The sequence below is a fragment of the Chryseobacterium joostei genome (genome assembly GCF_003815775.1).
Lineage (GTDB): Bacteria > Bacteroidota > Bacteroidia > Flavobacteriales > Weeksellaceae > Chryseobacterium > Chryseobacterium joostei.
On the sequence record NZ_CP033926.1, the window covers coordinates 497,844 to 523,251 of the forward strand.

Below are 25,408 nucleotides of genomic sequence, written 5' to 3' on the forward strand. Positions count from 1 at the left end.
TCACTTTGATTTTATCCTGCTTTTATGAATATATCCTTCTTTAGTTTTTACTAAAAATTAAAAGAACGTTTATTCTTTGATTATTTTACCTGCTTCATTAATTTTAAATTTTTCAAGAGCATTGAGATTAGGGCCATTACCATTATATCTTTCAATAATAAAATTTGGTAATATTTTAAAAGTAACTGGGTTTTCGTCACCTATTAAACCTATCTCTTTGTAATCAATAATTACATTATTTTTTGTTGTTACTAAGACAAAATATTCTGAATCACCCCTAAGTATTGAAATAAGTAGGTACAAAAAATTTTCATCGGAATGTATCACAAGACCTTTATAGGTTTCAGCATCATAACTATTGTTCTTCAAAAAATCTATTAAAAAGGGTTTGAGTTCATAATTTGGATATTTGCTTTCAGAATAATCATCATTAAAATAGTCATAAAAACTAAATGGTAAATTTACTTTTTTGGGATTTTTTTCCACAATAAATTTATTTTCTTCTGACTTATTTTGATTATCTGGTGAAGTCGCTTTAATTAAATTTTGGCTGAATTCTATAAACGATCTACGAGCTCCACTAGGTAGAGTTTCTAAAGCATTATTTTTTGTGCCTTCTAATATGATCTTACTGATTTTACCTGTCTGATCATAGAAAAATAAATAAGTTTCATTATAAGTGTCTGATAACTGTTCATTAGTGTACATTTCAACCGTAAATTTCACTTTAAAAACAGAATTATCTTTTTCGACATTATTTGCTATATAAGTCATTGCACAACCTCCACCACAACTCACGACAAACGATTTGTATCGAAGACTCTCTAAATAATTCGTTTTAGATACCTCAATTTTTTTAGTTTTGACTGTATCTAGGATATCCCTATTTTGTGCATTTGTTTCTTTTTTACATCCTATCAATAGTACTATAAGGATGTTTAAAAAAATGAGTCTATTTGTTTGCATTTTTTGAATTTATTAAAGCTTTTTTATGAACTTTATCACTTATATGCTTCCTTTTTCAAAATATAGGTTTTCTTTTTTCCATCTGTAAAACTCTCATCAATATAGGGGCATTTCCAAAAATATTTATTATTATCAAAAGTAACAATGCCAAAATCTTTTGTTCTCTGTAATACAGCACTTTCATCACCGTATATAGAGCTGTCATAATATAATGCTAAATGATTATTATTTGCTGTATTAATTTTAAGCTTGTAATCTTGTGCTATTTGATATCCTTCAACATGAAAGATTACAGAGTCAGATTTAATAGTTAGTTTTACATCCTGCATATCCCTCCAATCATCACTTTTTTCATTTATTGTGAAATTATAAGTACCATTCCATTTGGCTGAAATATTTATTTGGGCATTAATATCATTATTTTCTTTAATGCCGATCATGTTATTAAGTTCTACTAGTTTGGTAATATTTTTTTCATCAGATCCATCAGTAATTATTTTTTCACTGATGAAGTCCCAATTTTTTTTCTCCTTATTATATAGGTAGTATGTTTTTTTATATGGGTAAATATAGCTAAGTGTTTTATTATCTAAATATTTTGGTGGAATATATTCTGCAATTATCGCATAATTATCTAATTGAGGTTCTAATTTTTTTTGTATTATCTTATTTATTTCTGTAAAATATTTTTCATCAGGATAATCTTCTGCAATTATGTTATTATTTATATCAAAATCAAACCATTCTTTTTGGTTTTTAATATTATAGTTTATATAACTTATAACAAAACTCCCAATATTTCTATCCGAATGAGTTAATATTGGAAAATCTGATGTAGGACTCAATTGGTATCCGTGAAAATATTTTTTATCAATAAAATCTGGAATTTTTAAATCAGTCTTTTTTTCTGTTTTAAGAATTATTTCATTGATATTTCCTCTATTCTTTTCACTCTGTTCCTTACAGGAATTTAAACTCAATATTAGCAATAAAATACCTATTGTTCTTATCATAATGTATTACCTTTTTTATCAAATTTAGATTTCATATAATTTTCGGGGTTTAAATCTGCCTTTATTTTGCATCTTTGCTTCCCATCACTTCCACCTTTAGTAGAATAACTAGTTCCTGCTTCAACATGTACATGTCGATATTTGATATCTACATGCATTGCATTTCCAGTACTTCCTGAAAACCCAATAACTTCGCCGTGTTTAACTTTTTGGCCAACTTTAACATTTACCTTTGATAAATGAGCATAAAAATGATATACAATTTTTCCTTCTTTATCTTTCGATTTAATTGTTATTGAGTTCCCATAGCTAGTTTTACTCTCATAGCCTTTAACATAGTTATCTTGCGGAAGATCTTTTCTAGTATGTACAACCTCTCCACACATCATTGTGTGGACTTTTGTTCCCACTACTGTAAGAATATCAGTTCCAGTATGATAATATTCTGACCCATCTGATCTTTTTCTTGGTTCGTTTCTGTATCTGTTATGATTTTTGATACCGCTTTGATCATTAATTTTAGGATTCTCTATTACATCATTGTACTCAAAACATTGTGATCCATCTTTTGTACATGTTTCATTAATAGTGGGTTTCTTTTTATTCACTCCACAAGTAAATTTATCTTCTTTTTTTCCTTTTCCTCTATCATAAACCTCCTGCGCTACCATAGCGACTTCCCAAACATAAGTATTTCCATTTGGATCTGTATACTTTTTATACCTTATTTGTTTCCCCTTTTTGTTTGTTTTATATGCCCATTCCCATTCTCCTTTTTCTTTGAAAAATAATGGATTACTTCTATAAGCTGCTCCATGCAAAACTACATAATTTGGCTCACTTCCATGCCCACTTGCGGTTGGATATAATACGGCCAAGTACAAATCAGTTAAAGTTTTAAATTTATTTTTAAATCTATTTTGTGAGAGATGCTTTTCAACATAAAACATTTGTTCTATAAAAGACATTTTAATCAGTTTATCTTGTGTAGTATTAATAGTTACAGCGGCATCTTTTCCAAATTGAATTAAACCTACATATCCAACACCATTATCTATAGACGGTCTAAAAGTCTCGATTGTTTCCAATGCCATCACTGTCATTAACCAATTAGGGTCGATATTCAGGTTTTTGGCGACCTCAATAACTTTTTTTCTTTCATTACAATCAATCTTATTACCCCAGACTAAATCATACTGCTGGCAAATACAACCAGAAGGAGCTTTCCCTTGCTTCGGTTCTTTCACCATCGTTGCACTATTCCCAGTCTCCACCTTTGTAGGCTCAGCATCTGCACTCACAAGCATCACGGCAGAGTTTACAGAGATATCATTGTGTATCACTTCTATAAAATAATCCTGTCTACTGCTATCAGTGCCAATTCCTTTGGCTTTGTCAAACATTTCTTTTGTTAACAATACTCCTACAAAACTAGTATCCCCAACCAACACCCAATCCTTTTCATAAATTAAATCATTAGTCCAACTGAAATTGTCTTCCTCCCATATTTTGATCTTTACTTTTTTATTCTTCATCTCCTTTGCCATAATTTTTACAGCTACAGCTGTTCCAACTTTGGAAGAATGGAGTTTGTTTCCTTTTCCATCAACAAATTCAGCACTTAGGATCTTTCCTTGTGGATCATCACTCTTTTTTCCGCCTGTGGTAACTGGGAATTTTGCTGAATTCCCATCAGGTTTAGGTTTGGGCTTCTCTGGAGTTGTTTTAGGCTTTGCTGGTGCGGGAGTACGCCCTTTAGAAACCTCTCTTTTTCTTGGAGGTTCTGGATTATGAGTAGGGTTAACTACATTAACGTTTGGACTTGCTTTTTGTATATGTTTGCTAACCACATCAGCCGTTACATAATATTCGTGAGTAGATCCCTCGCTTTTATCACCTGATGCAGTGCGTGCATTCGCAATCATTACAGCCATTGTGTAAAAAGGTAATCTGAAAACAGCTTCTGCCATTCCTTTTTCATTTACTCTGCTAAGAATAGGGACAGGATTTATTTTATTCAAAGCATTTACTGTAGAATTGTGTCCTTCTCCCTGAGCATCATCTTCCCAAAGGGTGAAAGAAATATTCATCCCGAACATCTCTACACAATAGGCTCTTGCAATAATCGTATCTTTATAACTCAGCTTTTTACCTTTTGGAATAGGTTTATAGTTAGCATCCAGAAGTTCCACCCTGGTTATTTTAGGCTCTTTAGCTCTTTGTGGATGTACAATCAGTTCTCCATAGTCTTCACCCTGACGTACAATGATCTTTATCCCCTTATGAAATAAACTTTTCTGTCCGAAAATATAAGGAACCATTTGCCCTTCTTTATCGCTTCCGCCTTTTCTCCAACCTGTTTTGGTCTGTACCATCACTTCCCAATGGGGTTTGGGTACTTGCAAAGGGTTTTTAATAGGTTGTAAAGGATTCAGCCAGCCATTTATTGTAGTAACAGAATACATTTCCTGTTTTCCAATCACAGGTTTATCGTTTCCAATGATTGTTAATTTTCCCATATTTGTGTTTGTGTTTATTCGCAGATGTTTACATCTTCTTCCTGTTCATCCTGAAATTCTTTATAGTCAAGCAAAGGGTTAATATTCTGCTGCTGTTTTGGATCTGCATTCCTAACATTCTGTTGGGTGATCTCCGCAGTTTGCCCATGTTCTTTTATCGTAATTTTGCCTCCTGTTGTACACATGAGCTCAGAAAGCTCTGTAATACAGCTTTTATTCATAACTTTTACTTTCTCATAAGATTTCTGCCATTTTCCAGCAGGAGCAAAAGCACAAGGTAAATAACCGCCTGAACTTGGTTTCAGCTTGCACTGCCCAAAGCTAGGCCCTGGTGGGGTGAATTGTAGATCATCTTCTGTAACGGCTAAATAATCCGCTTGTCCTTCTTTGTTATTCCAATAATGTTTCTGGTGAGAGGTTACTTTAAACTGTGGAAACTGATTGCCTTTATTGCATTGGGCTTTTCCTTTTTGGATCACGAAATATTTACCATCGTGAGGGGATGAATTTTCTGACATCGTATTGTGATTTTGGTGTTTTTCAAATGTAATAATTATCTGTAATTCTTTCTAATAAAAAATCTTCTCTTCGGGTGTTTTCATGACCGAAATATTGAAACCTTGCTTCAATTTTATACAATGATAAATTTTCTCGGTTAAAAAGATATTCTGCAAAATGTTCACAATCTATAGGCTTCTTTTCTATATCTGTTTTCTCATCAAACTTGGAATCTGTAAAGTATAATCCTTCCAGATTTCGACTATCAATAGAAGTACCTTTTTGCTGAATCTTTACTCTTTCATCATCTACAATATCTTTAGATAACAATATGTTTTGAAATTCAAATCGTATCGGTTGAGCATCAAAGATCCAGGGATAAAAATCATAGTAAACATTTGAATTCGTCCAGCTTCCTAATTTAGTTCTGTAGAATTCACCAAACATAAAAGAATTAAATAGTGTATTTTTAAACTTCTGTGAAATGATTTCTGGACTTTCAATGATACCTTTCATCTTTTCAATATAATCAGAGGAATATTGATCTGGAAAAAAGTTCTTTATGGAATCCAATTCAGAAACAATATCCTCTGTTTTCTTTGTCAGTACTATATTAATAAGTTTTCCCTCAGGATCTATAATATATCGGATTGGGTAGATTACCTCTATGCAAATTTTTGCAAGGGTGTCCACTTTGGAATCTGAGATGTCCTCATTTTTTCTAAAGTCAAATGCTGAAAAGAGAAAGTGATAATGCCCATTTTTAATTCCTTCAAGATCTAGTCTTACTTTGTTTTCATATTTCGCTAGGATTGTATCATCTGAATAGGTAGTCTGAATAATTTGATAATTTCCCTCCCAGAGTTTAAAGTCAAAAAGAAATTTTCCTTTTGCTGGGAAATCATAAAAACTTTGATTATTGTCTCTGATTTTTTTGTTGAGTTCAAGAATTTCAGTTGATGATGGAATATAGATTTTCATTCCCTGAACAATATCACCATCAAAACGTTCGGATAAAGAACAATTTTGATTATGATACTCTTTTAAATACTCAGGGTTTTCAAGCTGTATCTCATTACAGAGATCAGCAAGGGATTGTCCTGATTTGGTGTAATAAATTATCATTGAATTTGTGTTTTTTATGATGACAATTATAATTAAAATTATTCAAAAGTCATCTAGGTATTAGGATTATGAAAACTACGAACTGATAGAAGAAAATTTTTATTTCCCGAGATTTATAAAATTGCATATCAAATAAACGATTCTGAACATGATATAGAAGTTTACGAAACTTATTGGATAATCTCTGAAAAATGGCTTTTCAAAGCCTGCATGAATATGGAAACAATTTTTAATTACTGTGAGTTTTCTTCTGATGAAGATTTTGTACAATGAATGTAAGAAAATGATACGTTTAATATTCCTAATTGGATTGTGATAGACTTGGAAGCTACAGCAAAAAGTTTAATGTTTGACTATTTTGAGAGTGATAGACATTATTTAAATCGTAGTATATTTGCATTATAATAAACTCAGTTGTAACTCTTAAAGTTCAAATAGGTTTAATTAGATTCAAACAGATTCAAAAAAGCATTTTTCAAAAGTTTGGGTACAAAAACAAAAAAGAGAAAGTGTAATTATTTAATTTTCAATAATTTACAAATTCTCTTTAATTTGAAAAGTGGAGAATACGGGATTCGAACCCGTGACCTTTTGACTGCCAGTCAAACGCGCTAGCCAACTGCGCCAATCCCCCGTTTTTTAAGTGGTACAAAAGTAAGTATTTAATTGGTATATGCAAATGTTTTTTTCTTTATTCCGTAATTTTAATTGGGTATAACTACAATATTGTACGTTCCGATCCGAGTGATACATTAATATTTGATATTATTACGCTTACTTATTGTCATGTCTTTTGATTTTTTTTAAAGATTGTATTCCCTTAATAAGATATTCAAATTATCCAGGTTTATTTTAATATTATTGGTCTTAAATGCACAATATATACATTTGTAAAGCTTATGAAAGCCAAGAATTGGTAAAATTCTCGGGACAAAATATAAACTAATTCAAATACAAGTAGTTTCGTGTGTTCTACCTTATCCAGATAATATTTCTTTTGATAGTAACAGATAAAACTGAGCATTTTTGAAATGCAAAAGTCGTAGAACTACTACAAATTTTAAATTTGCCCCTAATTCATTTGTGGGTGAAATTCAGACCTAATATATTGCATAACCAAATCAATTAAAAAAACTTATGAAAATAAATACCACTCAATCTAAAGTTGCACTTCCCTTAAGTAGCTAAGAAGAGCTTTAATTCCCAACTAAAAGCTCCCCGATTGCATATCTATCCAGTCAAGCAAGTAAATATTCTGTGGAGGCCTCTATTTTACTGACTGTGATTTGACTAAATAGTCTCATCTATTTGGACATAGTTCCAATCCGTAATTAGCACAACCGAAAAAAATTATGTCATGTTTCAAGATGATAAGAATCTTCCCAAATCAGGAGCAGATTCAACAAAAGAAAATATTGCAACGAATATCCAAGAGATAGCAACCAATATTCCAACTTCCAATAAAGTGCTATCAAATATTAAAACTGCGGGTAGTTTAGCTCAAAGTTTTATGAATCAGCCTTTGATTCCCACTGCTCCAACAATAATAAAGAATAAAGTTTGGGCACAGCAGCCCACTTCAAAAATATTTAATGCTGAAGGTATCCCAGAGAATGCGATAGTCGGAATCAACCGGGTTGTAAGACTTGATATCCATGTTGAAGGGAAAGCAATTAAATATTTTAAGCATTTTAAATTGGTTCAGAGTGCGACAAAACATCATGATTTTGAGCTTATTCTGGCTCATGATACATTTGGCAACCCAGAGAACCATAATCTTGAAGAAGCGCAGAATCTCCTTGGCAAAAGAATTACTGTTGTATTTAAGTATAAAGATGTAGAAGATGGGCCTGAAAGGAATTTTGTAGGAGTTATTACAGAAGTTGGCTTTAGCCAAGAAAAAGGAAGTTTAGGAAATCTTGTATTGTCCGGCTCCAGCCCAACAATATTGTTAGATGCAGCTCCACATATTCAAAGTTTTGGTGGGGCCCAGCCTATGAGCCTGAATAGCATTGCTACGGAGGTAATTAAACAAGGCTTGGGACATGGTAAATTTGATTTTAGAGTAGATGCAAAGCAGGGTAATGTGCCTTATAGTTCTCAATATGAAGAGACTCATTACAATTATTTGGCAAGAATTGCTGAGGCTTATGGTGAACAATTTTTCTATGATGGTGAAGTACTGCATTTTGGTCAGCTGCCACCACAGGAGAAGCCTGTAAAGTTGACCTATGGAAGTAACCTGACTGATATTAAGGTTAAGATGAAGGCTCAGCATGTTAATCCTTCGTTCTATGGCTATAACAGTAGCAAAAATGAGAAATTTAAAGGTGGAGATTCAAAAATCAATCATACTTCTGATATAGCAAAACGAGCCTACGAGATCTCTGAAAGAACATTTCAAACACCGTCTTTAAGAGTTGCTCCGATAAGAGCATCTTCTTTTATGGATATTGACGCTTCACAAAAAGGAACAGCAGGCAGTAAAGCATCAGAAGTTTTTGTTACTTCTGGAAATACAACTGTTCCATTTCTATACCCTGGCTGCCTCGCTGATGTTGAAATGAGAAAGACGGATTCTAATGATACATCATATTTTACCAAATTAATGCTGATTGAAGTGACTCATGAAGTAGATGCAAGAGGTTATTATGATGGTTCATTTCAGGCAATAGCTGCTGATACCGGTTATATCCCTAGACCAGAATTTACTATTCCTGTTGCAGAACCACAATTCGGGAAAGTAATTTCCAATACAGATCCAGAAAATCAGGGACGTGTACAGGTTCAACTTGACTGGCAAAGTGGGCAGAATACCACTGAATTTATAAGAGTAATGTCTCCTGATGCAGGAAGCAGTGAAAAGGTTGGAAAAAATCGTGGATTTATGTCCATTCCCGAAGTCGGAGACCAAGTCATCGTAAACTTTGTTCATCTCCATCCAGACCGACCTTTCGTTATGGGAGGAATGTATCATGGTGGTATTGGAGCTGGTGGTGGGGAAGGAAATAATGTTATGAGTTTCAGCGGACGAAGTGGTGCTGAACTAAAATATGATAATGGTGCCGGGTCCATGAATCTGAAAGACCAAGGTGGTGCTAATATGCATTTTGATGGTGCAGGAAACGCTACAACCAATGCAAATACCAACCATACTGTAAACGCTGGTAGTACAAATGTTATCAATGTAGGTGGTAAAGATGGGGGAGGGGCCAATTCAATGCTTAAAATGGATGCAAGTGGAAATATCACTTTAGAATGTGATAAAAAAATCACTCTTAAGACAGGAAAAAGCAGTATAACTCTGAATACCGACGGAACAATTCTCATAAATGGTAAGGCCGTAGGTGTTGGCGGAACCGATGGTGTAGGAATTAAAGGAGGCAAGACCATAACAGTAAATTCCCCTAAAAACCATATTGCAGGAGAAACTAAAATGGATGGAGGAGATGTATTCGTTAATTAAAATCCATACAATGCAGGAAAAACAAATTCTACTAAGAGAAACCTTTAATGAACAGTATACTCTTGTGATCGAATCGGAGATTAATGGTGTTGACGTATATGTAACATCCAAAGTACAGCTTCGGTTTGATTTCCATGTGTTGAAAATTGAAAAAGATTATATTGAAATTAGACTGGTTCAGCTGGATAACAAGCTTTTGGAAACAAACAGTCCTATGGTAAAAGAGGTGGCGGTGATAAGTCAGGTATTCGGGAGAATGTATAATGAATTGCATCTGACCCTGGATCATAGTGGAAAAGTTATTTCAGTTCTCAATTATGACCTTATTCTTTCAAAATGGAAGCAAACCAAGGCAGAAATGGATCAACACATAGCAGGAAACCCAGACTTACAGCAAGCTATTATTCTCAATGATAACATTTTTACAGATCCTGAGAAAATAAAGATTGCAGTGCAAGCAAATGAATTTTTTACTGTTTACTTTGGAAGTATATTTGGAATAAATCTCCCAGCCAGTAAGAGCATTCCGGGAACCAATATATTTAATACTGCAAACATTACCTGGAATATGAAAATTGAGGCACCTGTTTACCTTTCTCATCTTAGTGAATCTATAAGAGTTTCAACAAAATTTCTTCCAAAGGATTCCTTTACCTCTGGCTTTCATAATACTGCTTATAAGCAATTCGAGGATAAAATAAATATAAATAATCTAAATGTAAAGCTTGAACAAACTGAGACACGCCAGATAGATTTCAGTAAAGGAAAGTTGGAAAAAGCTACGATCAGCAAGTTAGAGATTGCAGATGAAAAGAAGTTATACAATATTGTTAATTACAGTATGCTTAGTGATTCTGAACAGAGGAACGAACAGAAAACCATATAATTACTTTTATAAAAAATAGTAATTAAAGGAATACCATAACAACATAAATGAACAATATGAAAACGATTAAGAACTCAGATAAATCCAATAGGTTAATTGAAAAGAATAATTCTTTTTCTTTTTTTGGACATTTGATCATTTTATCTTATTCCAAAAGGAAAGAGGGGGGCATATTGTGTGATAGCATTGGATTACAAATAGATCAACCTATAAAAAGTCTTGAATTTGAGGGGATAAAAAAAATTGATTTTAGTATACAGCTATTAACCAATGGCAGGAAAACTAGATTAGCCTGGAACAAAAGAACACGAATTTTAGAAAAAGTGATGTGAAATGGGAAACAAGATCATCACTGAAAAAGACTTCTGGAAATGTGATACAGGTGCTGTACCTGCACAATTTCAGTCCACCCAGAAGACCGTAAAAAAGTTGTCTGGGGAGAAATATATTACTGTGAGAGATACATCCACAAGTAGCTGGATAGATTTTGGCTGTACAAGATTGATGTTGATTTATGCAATCATAGCCGCTGCAGTGGTCGTTATAGCTGCGATGACAGTTGCTACCGGTGGTGCTGCCCTGATTGCACTTGGCGCATTGGCAGGTTTGGCAGGAGCAGCATGGGGCGCTATAGTGGGAACGCTATTATGTGGGCAGATTGCTGCAAAGGCAAGAAAATGGGTTGGCAGTAAAAAAGATTATATTGTACAGGGCGTTAAAACAATTACTGGCGATCATATAATGACCTGCCCTGTTGGAGGTACTATTAAATTTGCCCCCGAAATAAAAAGCTGGAGCCAGGCAGTAGCATTGGGTTTTGCAAATTATACTGGGAAATTAATGGAGGGTATGATGGCCGGAGCGGCAATAGGGATGGCAGGCGCCGCTGTTGCTGGTGGGGCCGGTGCGTTTACCAGTGGAGGAATGAGGGGTATTGGACAGGCTGCATGGCAGTTTGCGAAATCAATGCCGAAAAATTTTGTGGTAAATGCTATAGAAAGTGTTGGAGCATTTGGTCTTTCACTTCGTGGTGTAATGGGATTACAAAATGTCGCTGCAACCTATGGAAATACTGGTCAGGCTTCTGAAGCAGATTTCTGGAAGGGAACAGTTGCAATGGAAACTGGTGCTTGGGATTCAGCAAATCTTATTTATTCAGATGCTACCGGCGGAGTAGTTTTGGATGAAAATGGGAATCAGAAGCACGCTAGTTGGCAGGACTATGTTGGTATGGCAATGATGTTTGCTCCAGTTGGTCAGGGTAAGCGAGATTTAGAAAATAAGTTAAAAAATGAACCAGACGGATCTGTTAGAGACTCTGAAAGGAGAGCAGATGATGCAGAAGCGAATAAGGGAGATGATGAAAACAGTACAAGAGCTGAAGTACAGGATGTTGAAGGCCCTAGACAAGAAGGTGAATACGGTGCATTTGAAGGAGATCCGATTTCACAATCTCAAAGAAATGAAATCGCTGGTGTTGAAGACGGTACTATTCCATTGGAAGGTTATGAGGGGCATAAAAGAGGAAACCATACAAGGAAAGGCAATTATGGTGAAATGAAAATGGATCAGCATTTTGAAGGTATTAACGATATTAATGGACAACCAGCAGAGTTAACACCTTTACATGAAAGAATTAGTAATATTGATGAAACAGGACATCAAGGAATAGATGGTGTTTATGAAAATGCAAGTCCTCCTCCTCAATATATCATTGCTGAATCAAAATATGGTTCATCGGATCTTAGTAAGAATACCAAGGATGGTCCACAGATGGGTGATAATTGGATATTAGGGGGGGATAGATTAGAAAATGCCGTTGGTACTGATAAAGCAGATGATATTAGATTCGAGTTGGAAAATAATCCAGGAAATGTTCAAAGAGTGTTAACTAAAGTTGATGCCAATGGTAATGTTACAACTTATACAATAGACTCTAGTGGAAATGTTACGGGACCATGGCCATAAATGTGTAATTTTATAAAAAAATAATATGATAAGAGATAAAATAAAAGATAGCAATTATTTTGAAAAATATATTCAACAGACAATTGACAGAAAAAGTAAATATATTGGTAAAATAGAAAGTCTTGAAAATCCACAACAAGGGTATGTCAATAGTGCTGTTACTCTTGATTTATTTACAAGGAATATATTGATAAGCAAATATTCCAATGGAGATTCTATTGAAAATATAGCAATAGATTATCAAGAATCATTAAAATGGTTTGAACTAGTTTATAATTCAAGGTCGTTTTATGTTCAACTATTATGGATGATATCTATTGGTATTTTGTTAGATATAAATGAAGAGCAATTCAATAAGCTGGTACATCTTATTAAGGAAGATAACCCTGATGATTATCTTGTAGATTTTTTTCTAAGCAATCGAATCGAAGTTAAAAATATCCATGACAGTTTTAGATTTCCTATTCCCTATAAAGCTTTGTATGAGGTGATTATCCTTGCTCAGGATAACAGAAAAAATGATGCTATACTTAGACTGAAAAAATATCTTGATACAGAATGGTATAAAGGTCATTCAGATTCTGGGTGGTATGATAATCATAAAAGTAAGCATGATACTTATGCAGGATATTGGAGTTTCGAGAGTGCTGCTTTGGTGAAAATCCTTCAGTTAGATGATGCTTCTTTAAAAGAACAGCAATATTATCCCTATGATTTGGTACACTGGAAAGATTAATATAATTTAAAAATTATTGGGTTTTTTAAGTAAAATATTTACCATAATTTGTTAAACATGTTTGAATGTATATTCAACTAGCAAAATCTAATGCATTTTATTAGTTAATAAAGCATTAGGATTAAATGAGTAACATAAAGTACTGCAAGGTAAACAGTTATTATTGAGAGAGTAAGCAATTGCTTAATTTTATGAATTTGTTAACGCTTTGGATGGTAAAAAATACCTTATTTAGTAACTCGAAATAATTTTTTTTCATCATTTGTGTTTTTTATCTCCGGATTTTCCGGAGATTTTGTTTTATGGAGGGTAGTAAACTTAAAAAGGCATTCTTTTGCCATCTCCGTAGTTTTTGTTTGCCGGCGTTTTTGTCGGATTTTTCTATGTAGTAAATTCAGATTTTGTTTTTAATGAAACAACAAAATTCTTTAAACCTGTTAAAATATATGACTCTTGTCAAAGCTTAAAAAAGGAGAGTCTAGATTGCCAACAAAAGTATAATCATTTAGTCAGTCTATTTAAATTTCAAACATTCATAGACTTTATCCCCATTTAAATAATGGTTTTCCAACAATATTATAAGGAAAATCGAAACGGCCAAATGGGCCTCTTTTCAAATCAACTTCAGAAATTTGGATAACAATTTTTAGAATATCAGCAAAATATTTCCAAATATCCATTATTTATATTATTGATTTTAAAGCTGTTATTAAATAGTAGTATATTTTCGATATAATGGAAATTATTGAAACTAGTTTCTTTCTTTGTTCATTTGTGGAGTCTAAATTTTTAGACATAACACACAATGGAAAAAAAGCTTAGAAATGATGAAAAAGGAACACTTACGTTCTCACAATTTATAGTGAGAGTGTTTAGTGTTTTTTTATTATTTATCTCCTCTTTTTATCTTGCTGAGCTCCATATTTTAGAAGATCTACATGGTGATGCTCAATTAATCCCAACCAATAATGAATCTTTGCCGGAGCTCTCTAAAGCTAAAATTTATATTTCTTCGGATGCGGTGGTTTCTAATTTAGATTCGGTAAGCAATTATGAGGTGGTTAATGTGAAATCAGCTAATTCAGGTAAACCTGAAACTAAAAACTTTGCACATACCCATAAAAAGAAATCTGTTGCAGAGAGCAAAACTACTTCTGAAAAGAAAAAAAAACAAGATCAAGCAGAAATAACTTTTTCCACCGGAAAACAAGATTCTCATTTCCTTTTCTGTAATCTCATTCCGACAGCATCTGTACCCGTGCAGGTTATGCCAAAATATTTCTTTATTCCAAATGACATTATTAAAATACATGCTTCATTTAGATTCTTAAAACACAAATCAAAATATTTTTATTCTCCAGTAATTATCACAAGATACCGGACTTTCTTCTCTGGAAGAGCGCCACCTTTTTTCAGCTAACATATCAAAAAACTTTAAAATTTATTTTCCATTTTCTTCGGTTAAAACCGAGAGAACAGGAATTATATTATCTGATTTTTTAGAATATGAATAAAAACAGAAACATGAATAAGAGATTTTTATAATGAAATTAAAATAACTTTTAACGTTACTGTTATTCATCAATTTGACCTGTATTTCTGTTCTTTTAAGCTTAAACCTATAGGCTAATAATCAAACAGAATTGAGGGGACGAAGATCTTCGTTCATCTATATTCTATTTCAATAAATTTTTAATAAGAACCTTTTTTTTTAACAATTTTAATTTAACACAAATGAAAAAAATCATTTTTACAGGAGTGCTTTTAGCAGCACTTGGAACAACAGGAGTTAGTGCAAACAGCCTTACAGCTACTGCAAATGCAAACCCGAAAAGCGAAATGTCTACACAATGCTTTTATTACTGTACCACCTATACTACACAAAAGGAAGGTGATTGTACGGTTACTTACAAGCATGTGACAAAATACTTTTTAGGGATTGCCATCTGCACCAAAACAACTGTTTGTTCAAAAACCTGTACCGGAGGAGGTAATACTGGAGGAAACCTTTAGTAAAATGATGAGAAAGAATACAGCTGCCGGTAATAGGCAGTTGTACCTTTCTATGTTAATCTTAAAATTGAGTTAAAAAAATAAATAATATAAAAAAAACAATGAAAAAAACACAATTTTTTCACTTTTTTGTCATATTTCTGCTGTTGATCTCAGCAAGTTTATATGCGCAAAATATAACATTGCTGGGAAGCACAACGACCAAAGCCAGCGGAAGTGGAGGGGGAGGTGTTCCTCCTTCGCTGAGCTGGAATATTCCCGCAGGTAGCAATAGGGTAATGGTAGTGACTTATTGGTTTGAAAGGGATCATAGACCAACACCCTTTGGCGATAATTATCCATCTGGAAATTATGGACAGGATTACATTCCTCCAACGGTAAGTGGTATTGCAATGACGGGGACATCCAATAGATATACTTATTCAAGAAATGACCTTACAGCAGCAACTTTGACCAATGCTCATTTTTCAACACTCATGCAAAGGAATATACTGACCGATGCAAATGGGTTGCCTACAGGTAATGCTACCATAGCATTTCCCAATATTAATCTTCCAAAAGATCCGGGCGATGAACTGATTGTGCATATAGAAGTATATGCTAATGTGAGTAGTGCAACAAACTATGATTTGGGGGGAAGCTCTTGGGGAAACGATAATAGTAATGCAAATAGCTTTACCTACTCATCAATTCCTACCCAAACACAGATAGGGAGAAGTAATAGTGAGGTTGTATACACAGCATTTGCAGGAATTACCAAAGATGAAACATTCAGTATAACGCCTGCTGCATGGCTTAGTAGTACCAACACTAATGTAACCAATACGGGAGGAAGTGCCTTTACTGCTGTTAATAATGAGCCGGATGGAATAAGGTCTGGTACCTATTATTCTACAGGAAATGCCTCAGCTCCTTCTATGACTTTAACACGACCTTCTAGTAACGCTATTTTTGGAGTACGTCTCAATTTTTTTGCATTGTTACCATTGGCAAAACCATCAGTGTCCGGTACAGTGTATAAAGATACCGATGGTGCCACCAACATCAATGGGACAGGCGACAATGCCGGAGGTTTGTACGTTAATGCTGTGGGAAGCGATGGAAAAGTGGTGTATTCTGCAGCTGTTGCCAGCAACGGAACATTTACGATACCTGCCGGTTATGTTACTGAAGGAAGTACTTATACTTTTCAATTAAGTAAAAACCAGGGGACAATAGGTGCAACTGCACCTGCCAAACAGCTTCCAACAGGATGGGTAACCGTAGGTGAAGCTACTTCTGCCACGGGTAACGATGGTACTGCGGACGGAACGATAAGTTTAGACATTGATGCTACTGCTGTAGCAGGGTTGCGATATGGGATTAATGATACATCTACTCCTGTTACCTGTACCGGTGGTACTGCCAATATACCAAGATCCGGTACTGTAACAGTAAATGGAGTCACTATCAATACATCTTATACCGGACTTGTAGGTAGCTATCCCTCTAATTATAATTCCTCTTGTTCAAGCACTATTGGTTTATCTGCTAATAGCTTATTTGTGGGTGGCCCAGGTAATATTTTGCCTAATTCAACTACCAAATGGAGTATTACATTAAACTTTAATAAACCTGTTAATGATCTAATAATTGTTCTTGGTGCTACTGGTAACCTCCAGAGTGAAAATTTTATATTCAACTCAAATGGTGGAGCCGTTTCAATTACAGCAGGGACTAATTGTTATTCAACAATTAGTGGAAATACCATTATATCAGGCAACGGCGCACCTAATACAAGTGGCGGTGGTGGTGGATACTTCAGGATATCTGCACCATCAGCATATACCCAGTTGACGATTAATGGAGATGGGGGCTCCGATGGAAGCCTTATGGCGCTTTGTAGTTTATCTATTACTCCTGCTGCTGTTTGTAATGCGGGAACTACAGCTCCGGCAGTACAAAACTTGTCCAATGTATGCCCTGCTACAACGATAGATCTTACTAACGCTCATACAGGTACGGTGCCTGCTGGTGCAGCCTTAGCCTGGTTTACCAATAATGCGCATACAGGTACAGCACTTAGCGGTACACAAATTACACAGGCGGGTGCAGGAACTTATTATGCGTTTTATTACGACAGCGTAAATGCTTGCTATAGTCCGGCTTCTACTCCTGTAACGGTGACAATTTCAGTTTGTCCTACACTTTGTAGTCCTACTGCATTCCTTTCGCAAGATCAAACTTTGTATAAAATTGATACTTCTACCAATCCTTTTACCTATACTGCTATAGGAACAGCCAATGTTGGAGGAACAGGAAGCCCTCAAGCATATAATGGGACGGGTTACAATAGTATGGATGGATATTTATATGCAGTAAGGGGAGAACTCCCTGCTTCAAATGGTGGTCCGGCAGAGCGTTATTTAATAAAAATAGATCCGAATACTGGCCAAATGGTAGGGGTTCCAAGACAAATCGTAAACACAAATGGTAATCAAATTGTTACTGGCCCATATGTTAATGGAGATTTTGATACCAGCGGAAACTATTATATTAAAACTGCTAATAATATTGGAGTGTATAAAGTTAATGTAGCGACAGCAATAGCACAGAGTATTCCTTTCAACCCGTCTGTTAATGTAAGCTCTTCTGATATAGCTTATAATATTAATGATGGATTGTTTTATGGTGTTTCCCAGTTAGGTTCTGGCGAAAATCAATTATTTAAGTTTGATCCGGCCAACGGAAATATTGTTTTCATAGGAACCCCATTTGATAATGTTGGCGTGTTCGGAGCAATGATCGGGGCTAACGGAAAGATATACGGGGCAACAAACGGTGGGGAATTTTATCAATTTGATCTTATAACAGGGCGGCCTACTCTTATTTCAGGGGCTCCTGCCAGCATTAATAACGATGGTGCAAACTGCCCTACCAATGATTTGATTTTTTCCGCTGATCCTTATATAACCAAAACTGACAATACGGCTACTTATATAGCCGGTACAACTACTACATATACGATAGAGGCTGGAAATAATGGTCCTTTCGGTATGATAGGAGCGCTTGTTCAGGACAGTGTTCCGGCAGGTATTCCTGCTGCGAATATGTCTTATTCCGTACCGGTATTGACAGGAGGTGCAACAACCAGCATTACCGGCATCCAGACTGGCGCTCTCAGTGATGTGGTAAGTCTTCCTGTAGGTGCTACAATTACCTATACCGTTACTGTAAATATTCCGGCAGGTTTCACAGGAAACCTTACCAATACGGCAACGATTACATCTCCGCCTTCAGTACCTGATACTAATACAGCTAACAATACTGTTACCGATACCGATACACAGGCTCTTGCTACGCTTTGTAGCTCTGAAGTATTCTTATCAAGAACAGGAGCACCGAGTACTACTCAACTATTTGGAGTGAACTTTTCTACTGGCAATCCCTCTGGCCTTAATGCGGTAGGTGGTAATGCACCATACGTTTATAACGGGATGGCGCATAACCCAAAAGACGGTTTTATATATGCGATGGATCAAAACGGTCCTAATCTTTTGAAAATAAACCCAGGGACAGGGGTTGTGACAAATTTAGGAACGGTCCCTGGTTTAGTTTCCGGACTATATGCGGGAGAAATAGACAATAATGGAATCTATTACATATCGGGAGGAAGTAACAGATTATATAAAATTGATCTTACAGTTACTCCTTTGGCAGCAACATCTGTTCTTTATTCAGGAGGAGTATCTCCGGGCTATCTTGATCTCGGCTATAATGTAAATGACGGCTTTTTATATGGTATATCCGGTAGTACATTAAACCGCATCGATCCTGCAAACGGAAATATAACAACGATAGGAACAGCAACTCATCCGGGCACATATGGAGGAATGATAGGGGCTAACGGAGATATTTACGGTGTCTTAAATGCAGGAGGAATTCACAAATTCAATATAACAACCGGGGTACATACGGTGGTTACCACTATATCAAGTGGTAGTGGTGCAGACGCTGCTCATTGTGTTACATCCCCACTTGTTTTTGATGCTAATCTGTCTGTTACCAAAAATGACGGAACACTTAATTATGTTCCTGGTAGTACGACTATTTATACAATAGTGGTAAAAAATAACGGACCTTTCGGCTTGCAGGATGCGAAGGTTTCAGACCTGGTTCCTGCGGGAATTCCTGCGGCTAACGTTTCCTATACAGCAGTTGTTTCTGCAGGAAGCAGCACAAACGTAACGGGAACTATGACAGGAGCAATTAATGATCTTGTGTCATTACCAAAAGATGGTACAGTGACCTACACAGTTACCGTAAATATTCCTGCATCCTTCACTGGGGATCTTGTGAATACCGTTACTGTTACGCCACCTATAAATGTCAACGATACTGATATGACCAATAATACGGCTACGGATACGGATTCCGGTGTATGTTACAGAGATCCTGTGACTACAGGAACTACAGCTGGCACCAAAGTAGGCATTACCTTACTGAAAAGAGCAGGAACAGATAATGCAGATAACTGGCCTATGGTAAGAAAAGGCGGACATATCGCTTTGGAGTCCAACACCCAGGGATTTGTAGTAACCAGAATTGCAAAAGCAGATTTAGGTAACATCACGGCTCCTCAGGAAGGGATGATGATGTATGACACGACTGATAAATGTCTGAAAATCTATTCAGATGGTTTATGGAAATGTTTTAGTACACCGGCTTGTCCATAATTAGTTTTTATAGAGTAAGCATTGCAGGAGAACTCTCTTGCAATGCACTTACTCAATAATTAATCAATTTAAAATATAATAAAATGAAAAAAATAGTTATCACATCACTATTGATGCTATCTCATATTGCATTTGCGCAGGTAATCTTCGGAGATAATATCGGAACAGCGGTTGACAAAACCTCTGTTTTGGTAGATTTTGCGGCAGGGCAAAAAAAAGGAATTATTCTTCCATATACCAGAACACTTCCTTCAGGAACGGGGTTAGCGGAAGGCACTCTGCTTCTGGATGTAACAAATGCCGCAAAAACCAAAGTGAAATATTACAACGGTACCTGGCAGGATCTGAGCAGTGGCAATGAAGCTGACATTGCATCATCATTGGTAAGCCAACCTGTTGTAACGGAGGATAGAAAGCAAGGAGTTATCATTGGGTCTAGTGCTTCAACTGCCAACGGAATTCTGATCTTGGAATCGTCCAACAAAGCGATGGTTCTTCCACAGGTAAACAGTACGGATGATATTATCAATCCCGCACCGGGAATGATGGTGTACGTTAATAAAACCGGATCAAAACGTTTGGCTGTATTCAATGGTGCAAAATGGACTTTCTGGATGTAATAATATATGTTAAAAGTGCAGGGGATTTTTTCCTGCACTATTTCTATAATAAAAATGTATAAAATATTCTTAAATATAACCAAGTTGAGATCAATACCAACGCCGAAAGCAATATTGGAATTTATATCAAAAGGATACAAATGTACCCAAGCAAGTGAGGTAAATAACAAGGACAACAGATCAAAAATTAGCGGGCTACAACGATGGGAATTAGAATTTTATCGGACTTAACAAAAGCTAATATTTTATTTAAAAAGGTACCTGCATTACCGATTAATTTAAGATAAAATTTTTAACATTTTTAATATTTTTTAACCTTGTTTAACTTTATTATAATGTTTAAGTAGGCATTAGTATTATGAAAAAGAATAAACTACTATATATTTTTTTATACTTTCCTTTTTTTCTCTTTTCACAAACGAAACAGGAAAAAATAACGCAAATAGATAATTTGCTGGATTCTTCTTATGTAAAACAAAAGGAAGTTAAATTACAGGAAAGTTTCCGATATGCTAAAGTAGCATTAGATTTAAGTAAAGAAAAAGAATACTCCGAAGGAATTGCGTGGGGGAATTTTTATATTGCCCAATCTTTATCAGGACTTAATGCATATAAACAGGCTCTCGAATATCTGGATAAGGCACAGATAGAAAATCAAAAACTTAATGATTATTATTTGCATTACCAGATAAGACGAATCCGCGGTCGTATATATATGGCAACAAATTTACTTTTAAATGCAATTATTGAATTTAAGAGAGCTGCAGAAATAATACCTAGGATAAAGAAACAGGAAAGTGACATTGATTTGGCTAATGCATTAATCCATGAGAACCTGGGTTTAGCTTATGGCTTCATGAAAAAACCTGATTCCGCATACTATTATCTGAACGAATGTCGGATAATTCTCCAAAAAATAGAGCTTAAAAAGAGCCTTTCTCACATCATTAATAATTATACAGAATTAGCAGATTATTATACTTCTGTAGGTAAAATAACCGAAGCAGAATATTATATAAGGAAAGCTGTTACTTTGGCAAAGAATAGTAAATTTCCATTTCTTTCCTTTGCATACACTAAGTATGGTGATCTATTACTCCAAAAAAAGAAAAATGATTCTGCACTTATTTATTATCAAAAAGCTTTGGCTATTTCAAGGCAAAAGATTGAGTTGATTCCACTTTATCAAAAAATAGCTTACATATATCATCTTTCAGGAAATATATCATCAGAAGAAAAATACAAGTTAAAATTTCTTGAGCTTCAGGACAGCTATAATTCCGAAATGCTTTCTGCTTCTAATCTGGCGATCAATACCATTCTTTCCGAGCAAAAAGAAGAACTGGTACAAAAAAATAAAAAAAGACAATCTTATTTACTACTTATTTCTGCTGTTATTCTCTTATTACTTCTCGGCTTGTGGTTACTTTTTGTAAGAAAGACAAAAAAGCTGAACCATATAAAAAAAATATCTTCTGAGAAAGAGCAGATGCTTATTCAGCAAAAAGAAGAAATAACATTACGTTATGAAGAAGATACCAAGAACCTTGAACAAAGAGTAAACGAATCTTTTGATGAAGTAGTACAATTAGCCAAAAACAACAGCCCGGAATTTTTCACCCGTTTCCGAGAAGTTTATCCGGAAGTGATTGTCGCATTACTTGCAATTGATCCTAAACTTCGGGTTTCGGAGTTATCCTTATGTGCATATTTCTTCTTGGGATTTAGAACAAAAGACATTTCTATATATACTTTCAAATCATTAAGTACTATAAGAAACAGACGACAAAATTTGAGAAAAAAACTAGAAATTCTTCCTGATGAAGATCTTGAACTTTGGTTTAAAAAGTTGGTTAATAAAAATAATTAATTGAAAAATCAAGGCTTGTTTACTTATTTATGGTAGCTATCTATCATTCGTTTATAAATACTTTTTTGTATTAATATATGGCGTAACTTAAGGTATTGATTTATAGATGTATAGGGTTAAATAGTGCATTAATAGTATATTGTTTTTTTTCATTTTTCCTATAATTAAGTTTTTTTTGTTTCAGAATTTATAAAATATGAACTTTAAAAATATTCACCTTGGAAAACTTATTCAGGAAAGAGTTGAGGAACTTGCAATAGATTCAATCCGTATCTGCAAATTTCTTAAATCTACAGAAAAAGAAATAAAAGAAATGTATCAATCAAAAAGTCTTGATTCTGAAATCTTGCTAAGGTGGTGTAAACTTTTGGAATATGATTTTTTCAGAGTTTATTCCCAGCATCTGATCTTATATGCACCTTGTGTGGCATTAGAAAACAATACAAAGGCTAAGAAATCTTCTCTCCCTATATTCCGGAAAAATATATATACTAAAGAGGTTATTGATTTTATATTAGAACAAATTTCATCAAATAAAATGACAAGGATGGAAGTAACAGAAAAATACAAAATCCCAAAAACAACTTTATACAAATGGATAAGCAAATACAAAAATTAAAAGACCGGAAAACCAACTGGAATTACTAGGAGAAACTAAATATAACTATTTAATTTTTTAGCTGAGCAAGTTGTGAAAAATAAATTCCCTCTCAATCATTATTTTTCCTGCCTGGGGTCTTTCAAAGTCTATATTGTATAATGTGATATCAATTCAGGCAGATATCACAACATTATCGCATATTACAGAATGCGGGTTAAAAATGGAAAACCAGTTAAGGCAGAACATCCTGCATCTGTAATTAACCTTTAAAAGCTCCAATAATATAACGGATCATAAACCGGAATAGTCATGTTTAACGAAAATTCTAAAAACACAAATGAACTTCAAAAACATCTGCATAGGAAAAATGATTGAAAATGGAGTTGCAGAAAACGGGATAGAAATATCCCGGATCTGTAACTTTCTAAAATGTTCCAAAGACGATATAAAGCAAATGTATTGTTCAAATCTTTGGATTCAGAGGTTTTATTATGATGAAGCAAGTTTCTGAAATACAATTTTTTCAGGTACTATTCTCAACATTTGATCAGATTCAGTCAAAAGAAATGACTAAGTCTCAGTTACAAGATCCCTAAAATAATACTTTACAAATGGATAGACAAATACAGAAGCTTCAAAAATTAGTTAAGTTGCATATTAATCAATCCAAGGCTGATTTGGTAAACACTTATGGAAGACCCTGCAAATATTCGGATAATGAAATTTGGTTTTATCATGAATACCGCTGGGGAATATTCAGAGACGAGATTACATTTATCTTTCAGAAAAATGTTGTGGTAGATATCATGATATCACAATATATTTTTTGGAAAGAATATAAAAACATATTCTACTACGAAAGTAAAAATCCCGAATATAAAATAATAAAGTTCTAAATCAACAAGAAAGACATAAAAAGAAAGGCAAATTAATGAATTATATGAAAAATATAATCACTGATATTTTGCAGGAGAAAATTATTTTAGACAGAATAATGCAGGGAGAAGTGAAGTGGTAATCTGGCAGAAGTATATGGGTTTATATTATAAAAAAACATTTTTCAAAAGAAATAGCGATTATCATTGATTTTGCTCCTGATGACATTGTATAGAATACTAGAAAAAAAAATGCGGATTTCTAAGTGCATCTTTTTTTAGGATAAAAAAACGATAACATTTATACGAAAAAAAATGAAACAAAATTCAATTGCATACCCTGATTATAAAAGTATTTATAGAGATATCCTGAATAATAAATTTCCGGATAAAATAAAAGAGTGTTTACCGCTGCTCGATAAAGAAAACTTATCTGCCATTGATATTCTCTCCCTTAACCGGAAAATTTTTGGGCAATCAGAAGAGTCTTTAAAAATAAATCAGAAACACTCATCTTTCCATAAATCTGATATTCTGCAAATTTTAGATTATCAGAAAAAACATCAATTGAATAACGTTCAATTGGCAAAACATTTTAAATTAAGCAGAAATACCATAACAAAATGGAAAAAAATATTTTTGGTTTAAAATACCCAAATAGAGCAGTATTATGAACCTAAAAGAATGATGGATTATACTTAATGCTAAACAAAAAGTAACATATATTATGGAAAATATAATACAATAATATTGATACAACACACTAAGTTTATTGAAGAACTCAGAACCCTATAATAAAAACAGCCGCAATGAGTATTACGGCTGTTTTCATTAAGTATAATGTATTATAAAGACCTTGAACGTGCTACTGAAAGAAGATAGACCAAATGGGCATACATATTTCGTTTTACTGATTCTAGCTTTATTTCTCCGGTTGTTGGGTTAATTGTGGCTACTAGATCAGCCGTACATTGCTGTCCACCCAGAAAGGAGCTTGCCAGATAATTAGAGACGTTGGTATTGGGGTACGAAATTCTTGGATAATCAGGAACCGGCTGGTTGGGGATAGGTGAACTGTTTGTGAATCCCTTATTGTCAATGTATCGGGCGCTCCATACGCCAGAAAATTGCCCGTTCGAGGTATTAATATTTTGTCCCACTACAATTTTGGTTTCTACCGGAGTATTAAAGCCGGTACATGAACTGTAATGGTTGAGGGAAACCGTACAAGAAGAGGCATTATCTGCAGGTTGAAAGCATTTTCCCTCATAAATTGTAGATCTTTGTTCTGCGCCATTTGTAGAAGTATTGAGTATCGCTTTTGGAGAGAAAATTTCCTCCGGAGACATTAAGCTGAATGTACCATCAGAATCCGCTGTAACAATCTTTTGTTCTGTATTTGACAGGTTTCTTACTCTTAGCGATCCATTAATATCCAACGTGCTTGTAGGAGTTGTAGTATTTATTCCTACTTGGGCATTCATGTAACTGCAAAAAGCAAGTGCTGTCAAAAAAAAAGTCTTTGTTTTCATGGTAT

The 25,408-nt window shown here is 34.4% G+C and carries 20 protein-coding genes and 1 tRNA gene; 13 read left to right on the forward strand and 8 right to left on the reverse strand.

Annotated features, from left to right (window positions below; translation table 11 throughout):
* Nucleotides 1–69: 69 nt before the first annotated feature.
* From EG359_RS02365 to EG359_RS02390, 6 genes are all read right to left on the reverse strand, one after another.
* The gene (locus tag EG359_RS02365) at nt 70–966 is read right to left on the reverse strand and encodes a hypothetical protein (protein WP_076355371.1); all 897 of its coding nucleotides are present in this window, start codon (nt 964–966) and stop codon (nt 70–72) included.
* A 35-nt stretch (nt 967–1,001) separates the two neighbouring features.
* Nucleotides 1,002–1,979 (reverse strand): hypothetical protein, encoded by a 978-nt coding sequence (locus EG359_RS02370; protein ID WP_076355369.1) that lies wholly within the window; start codon nt 1,977–1,979, stop codon nt 1,002–1,004.
* Nucleotides 1,976–4,498: a M23 family metallopeptidase gene (locus tag EG359_RS22840; protein ID WP_076355367.1), complete on the reverse strand. Its 2,523-nt coding sequence runs from the start codon at nt 4,496–4,498 to the stop codon at nt 1,976–1,978. The genes EG359_RS02370 and EG359_RS22840 overlap by 4 nt, the downstream gene beginning before the upstream one ends.
* A 14-nt stretch (nt 4,499–4,512) precedes the next feature.
* Nucleotides 4,513–5,016 (reverse strand): DUF4280 domain-containing protein, encoded by a 504-nt coding sequence (locus EG359_RS02380; protein WP_076355365.1) that lies wholly within the window; start codon nt 5,014–5,016, stop codon nt 4,513–4,515.
* A gap of 22 nt (nt 5,017–5,038) precedes the next feature.
* Entirely contained in the window at nt 5,039–6,121 is a 1,083-nt protein-coding gene (locus EG359_RS02385; RefSeq protein WP_076355363.1) for a hypothetical protein, read from the reverse strand.
* A 560-nt stretch (nt 6,122–6,681) separates the two neighbouring features.
* Nucleotides 6,682–6,755: transfer RNA gene (locus tag EG359_RS02390), tRNA-Ala, on the reverse strand.
* Between the two features lie 723 nt (nt 6,756–7,478).
* On the opposite strand from EG359_RS02390, the gene EG359_RS02395 reads away from it, so the two are divergent.
* The 5 genes from EG359_RS02395 to EG359_RS02415 are packed head-to-tail and all read left to right on the forward strand — an operon-like array spanning nt 7,479 to nt 13,177.
* Nucleotides 7,479–9,587, forward strand: a complete 2,109-nt coding sequence (locus tag EG359_RS02395) for a type VI secretion system Vgr family protein (protein ID WP_076355361.1) — start codon at nt 7,479–7,481, stop codon at nt 9,585–9,587.
* A 10-nt stretch (nt 9,588–9,597) separates the two neighbouring features.
* The gene (locus tag EG359_RS02400; RefSeq protein ID WP_123867257.1) at nt 9,598–10,473 is read left to right on the forward strand and encodes a hypothetical protein; all 876 of its coding nucleotides are present in this window, start codon (nt 9,598–9,600) and stop codon (nt 10,471–10,473) included.
* 56 nt (nt 10,474–10,529) lie between these two features.
* Nucleotides 10,530–10,805, forward strand: coding sequence for a hypothetical protein (locus tag EG359_RS02405; RefSeq protein ID WP_123867258.1), 276 nt, complete (start codon nt 10,530–10,532; stop codon nt 10,803–10,805).
* 1 nt (nt 10,806) lies between these two features.
* Nucleotides 10,807–12,441: a hypothetical protein gene (locus tag EG359_RS22630; protein ID WP_174567029.1), complete on the forward strand. Its 1,635-nt coding sequence runs from the start codon at nt 10,807–10,809 to the stop codon at nt 12,439–12,441.
* Between the two features lie 25 nt (nt 12,442–12,466).
* Entirely contained in the window at nt 12,467–13,177 is a 711-nt protein-coding gene (locus EG359_RS02415; RefSeq protein ID WP_076355355.1) for a PoNi-like cognate immunity protein, read from the forward strand.
* A gap of 542 nt (nt 13,178–13,719) precedes the next feature.
* Here the strand turns inward: EG359_RS02415 and EG359_RS22355 are convergent.
* A complete protein-coding gene (locus EG359_RS22355; protein WP_164463035.1) occupies nt 13,720–13,857 on the reverse strand; it encodes a hypothetical protein in 138 nt (45 codons plus the stop codon).
* Nucleotides 13,858–13,982: 125 nt separating this feature from the next.
* On the opposite strand from EG359_RS22355, the gene EG359_RS02420 reads away from it, so the two are divergent.
* The 8 genes from EG359_RS02420 to EG359_RS02460 all read left to right on the forward strand — a co-directional run bounded on the left by EG359_RS02420 (nt 13,983) and on the right by EG359_RS02460 (nt 24,519).
* Complete coding sequence (locus EG359_RS02420; RefSeq protein ID WP_076355353.1) at nt 13,983–14,597, forward strand: hypothetical protein; 615 nt, start codon at nt 13,983–13,985, stop codon at nt 14,595–14,597.
* A gap of 314 nt (nt 14,598–14,911) precedes the next feature.
* Complete coding sequence (locus EG359_RS02425; RefSeq protein ID WP_076355351.1) at nt 14,912–15,190, forward strand: hypothetical protein; 279 nt, start codon at nt 14,912–14,914, stop codon at nt 15,188–15,190.
* Nucleotides 15,191–15,291: 101 nt separating this feature from the next.
* Complete coding sequence (locus EG359_RS02430; RefSeq protein ID WP_076355349.1) at nt 15,292–19,905, forward strand: beta strand repeat-containing protein; 4,614 nt, start codon at nt 15,292–15,294, stop codon at nt 19,903–19,905.
* An 83-nt stretch (nt 19,906–19,988) separates the two neighbouring features.
* The gene (locus tag EG359_RS02435) at nt 19,989–20,525 is read left to right on the forward strand and encodes a hypothetical protein (RefSeq protein ID WP_076355347.1); all 537 of its coding nucleotides are present in this window, start codon (nt 19,989–19,991) and stop codon (nt 20,523–20,525) included.
* A 451-nt stretch (nt 20,526–20,976) separates the two neighbouring features.
* Nucleotides 20,977–22,395, forward strand: coding sequence for a tetratricopeptide repeat protein (locus EG359_RS02440; RefSeq protein ID WP_164463036.1), 1,419 nt, complete (start codon nt 20,977–20,979; stop codon nt 22,393–22,395).
* A 196-nt stretch (nt 22,396–22,591) separates the two neighbouring features.
* Nucleotides 22,592–23,014: a transposase gene (locus EG359_RS02445; RefSeq protein WP_076355343.1), complete on the forward strand. Its 423-nt coding sequence runs from the start codon at nt 22,592–22,594 to the stop codon at nt 23,012–23,014.
* Between the two features lie 593 nt (nt 23,015–23,607).
* On the forward strand, nt 23,608–23,892 hold the full coding sequence (locus tag EG359_RS02455) for a hypothetical protein (RefSeq protein ID WP_076355341.1): 285 nt from the start codon (nt 23,608–23,610) through the stop codon (nt 23,890–23,892).
* Nucleotides 23,893–24,186: 294 nt separating this feature from the next.
* Nucleotides 24,187–24,519, forward strand: coding sequence for a transposase (locus tag EG359_RS02460; RefSeq protein WP_076355339.1), 333 nt, complete (start codon nt 24,187–24,189; stop codon nt 24,517–24,519).
* A gap of 197 nt (nt 24,520–24,716) precedes the next feature.
* Here the strand turns inward: EG359_RS02460 and EG359_RS02465 are convergent, their stop codons facing one another.
* Nucleotides 24,717–25,403 (reverse strand): hypothetical protein, encoded by a 687-nt coding sequence (locus tag EG359_RS02465; RefSeq protein ID WP_123867259.1) that lies wholly within the window; start codon nt 25,401–25,403, stop codon nt 24,717–24,719.
* Between the last annotated feature and the right edge of the window lie 5 nt (nt 25,404–25,408).

What these genes read in the sequence shown, in the direction of transcription:
- EG359_RS02365 (WP_076355371.1), bottom strand. Translation starts at nt 966, where the DNA reads ATGCAAACAAATAGACTCATTTTTTTAAACATCCTTATAGTACTATTG.
- EG359_RS02370 (WP_076355369.1), bottom strand. Translation starts at nt 1,979, where the DNA reads ATGATAAGAACAATAGGTATTTTATTGCTAATATTGAGTTTAAATTCC.
- EG359_RS22840 (WP_076355367.1), bottom strand. Translation starts at nt 4,498, where the DNA reads ATGGGAAAATTAACAATCATTGGAAACGATAAACCTGTGATTGGAAAA.
- EG359_RS02380 (WP_076355365.1), bottom strand. Translation starts at nt 5,016, where the DNA reads ATGTCAGAAAATTCATCCCCTCACGATGGTAAATATTTCGTGATCCAA.
- EG359_RS02385 (WP_076355363.1), bottom strand. Translation starts at nt 6,121, where the DNA reads ATGATAATTTATTACACCAAATCAGGACAATCCCTTGCTGATCTCTGT.
- EG359_RS02395 (WP_076355361.1), top strand. Translation starts at nt 7,479, where the DNA reads ATGTTTCAAGATGATAAGAATCTTCCCAAATCAGGAGCAGATTCAACA.
- EG359_RS02400 (WP_123867257.1), top strand. Translation starts at nt 9,598, where the DNA reads ATGCAGGAAAAACAAATTCTACTAAGAGAAACCTTTAATGAACAGTAT.
- EG359_RS02405 (WP_123867258.1), top strand. Translation starts at nt 10,530, where the DNA reads ATGAAAACGATTAAGAACTCAGATAAATCCAATAGGTTAATTGAAAAG.
- EG359_RS22630 (WP_174567029.1), top strand. Translation starts at nt 10,807, where the DNA reads ATGGGAAACAAGATCATCACTGAAAAAGACTTCTGGAAATGTGATACA.
- EG359_RS02415 (WP_076355355.1), top strand. Translation starts at nt 12,467, where the DNA reads ATGATAAGAGATAAAATAAAAGATAGCAATTATTTTGAAAAATATATT.
- EG359_RS22355 (WP_164463035.1), bottom strand. Translation starts at nt 13,857, where the DNA reads ATGGATATTTGGAAATATTTTGCTGATATTCTAAAAATTGTTATCCAA.
- EG359_RS02420 (WP_076355353.1), top strand. Translation starts at nt 13,983, where the DNA reads ATGGAAAAAAAGCTTAGAAATGATGAAAAAGGAACACTTACGTTCTCA.
- EG359_RS02425 (WP_076355351.1), top strand. Translation starts at nt 14,912, where the DNA reads ATGAAAAAAATCATTTTTACAGGAGTGCTTTTAGCAGCACTTGGAACA.
- EG359_RS02430 (WP_076355349.1), top strand. Translation starts at nt 15,292, where the DNA reads ATGAAAAAAACACAATTTTTTCACTTTTTTGTCATATTTCTGCTGTTG.
- EG359_RS02435 (WP_076355347.1), top strand. Translation starts at nt 19,989, where the DNA reads ATGAAAAAAATAGTTATCACATCACTATTGATGCTATCTCATATTGCA.
- EG359_RS02445 (WP_076355343.1), top strand. Translation starts at nt 22,592, where the DNA reads ATGAACTTTAAAAATATTCACCTTGGAAAACTTATTCAGGAAAGAGTT.
- EG359_RS02455 (WP_076355341.1), top strand. Translation starts at nt 23,608, where the DNA reads ATGGATAGACAAATACAGAAGCTTCAAAAATTAGTTAAGTTGCATATT.
- EG359_RS02460 (WP_076355339.1), top strand. Translation starts at nt 24,187, where the DNA reads ATGAAACAAAATTCAATTGCATACCCTGATTATAAAAGTATTTATAGA.
- EG359_RS02465 (WP_123867259.1), bottom strand. Translation starts at nt 25,403, where the DNA reads ATGAAAACAAAGACTTTTTTTTTGACAGCACTTGCTTTTTGCAGTTAC.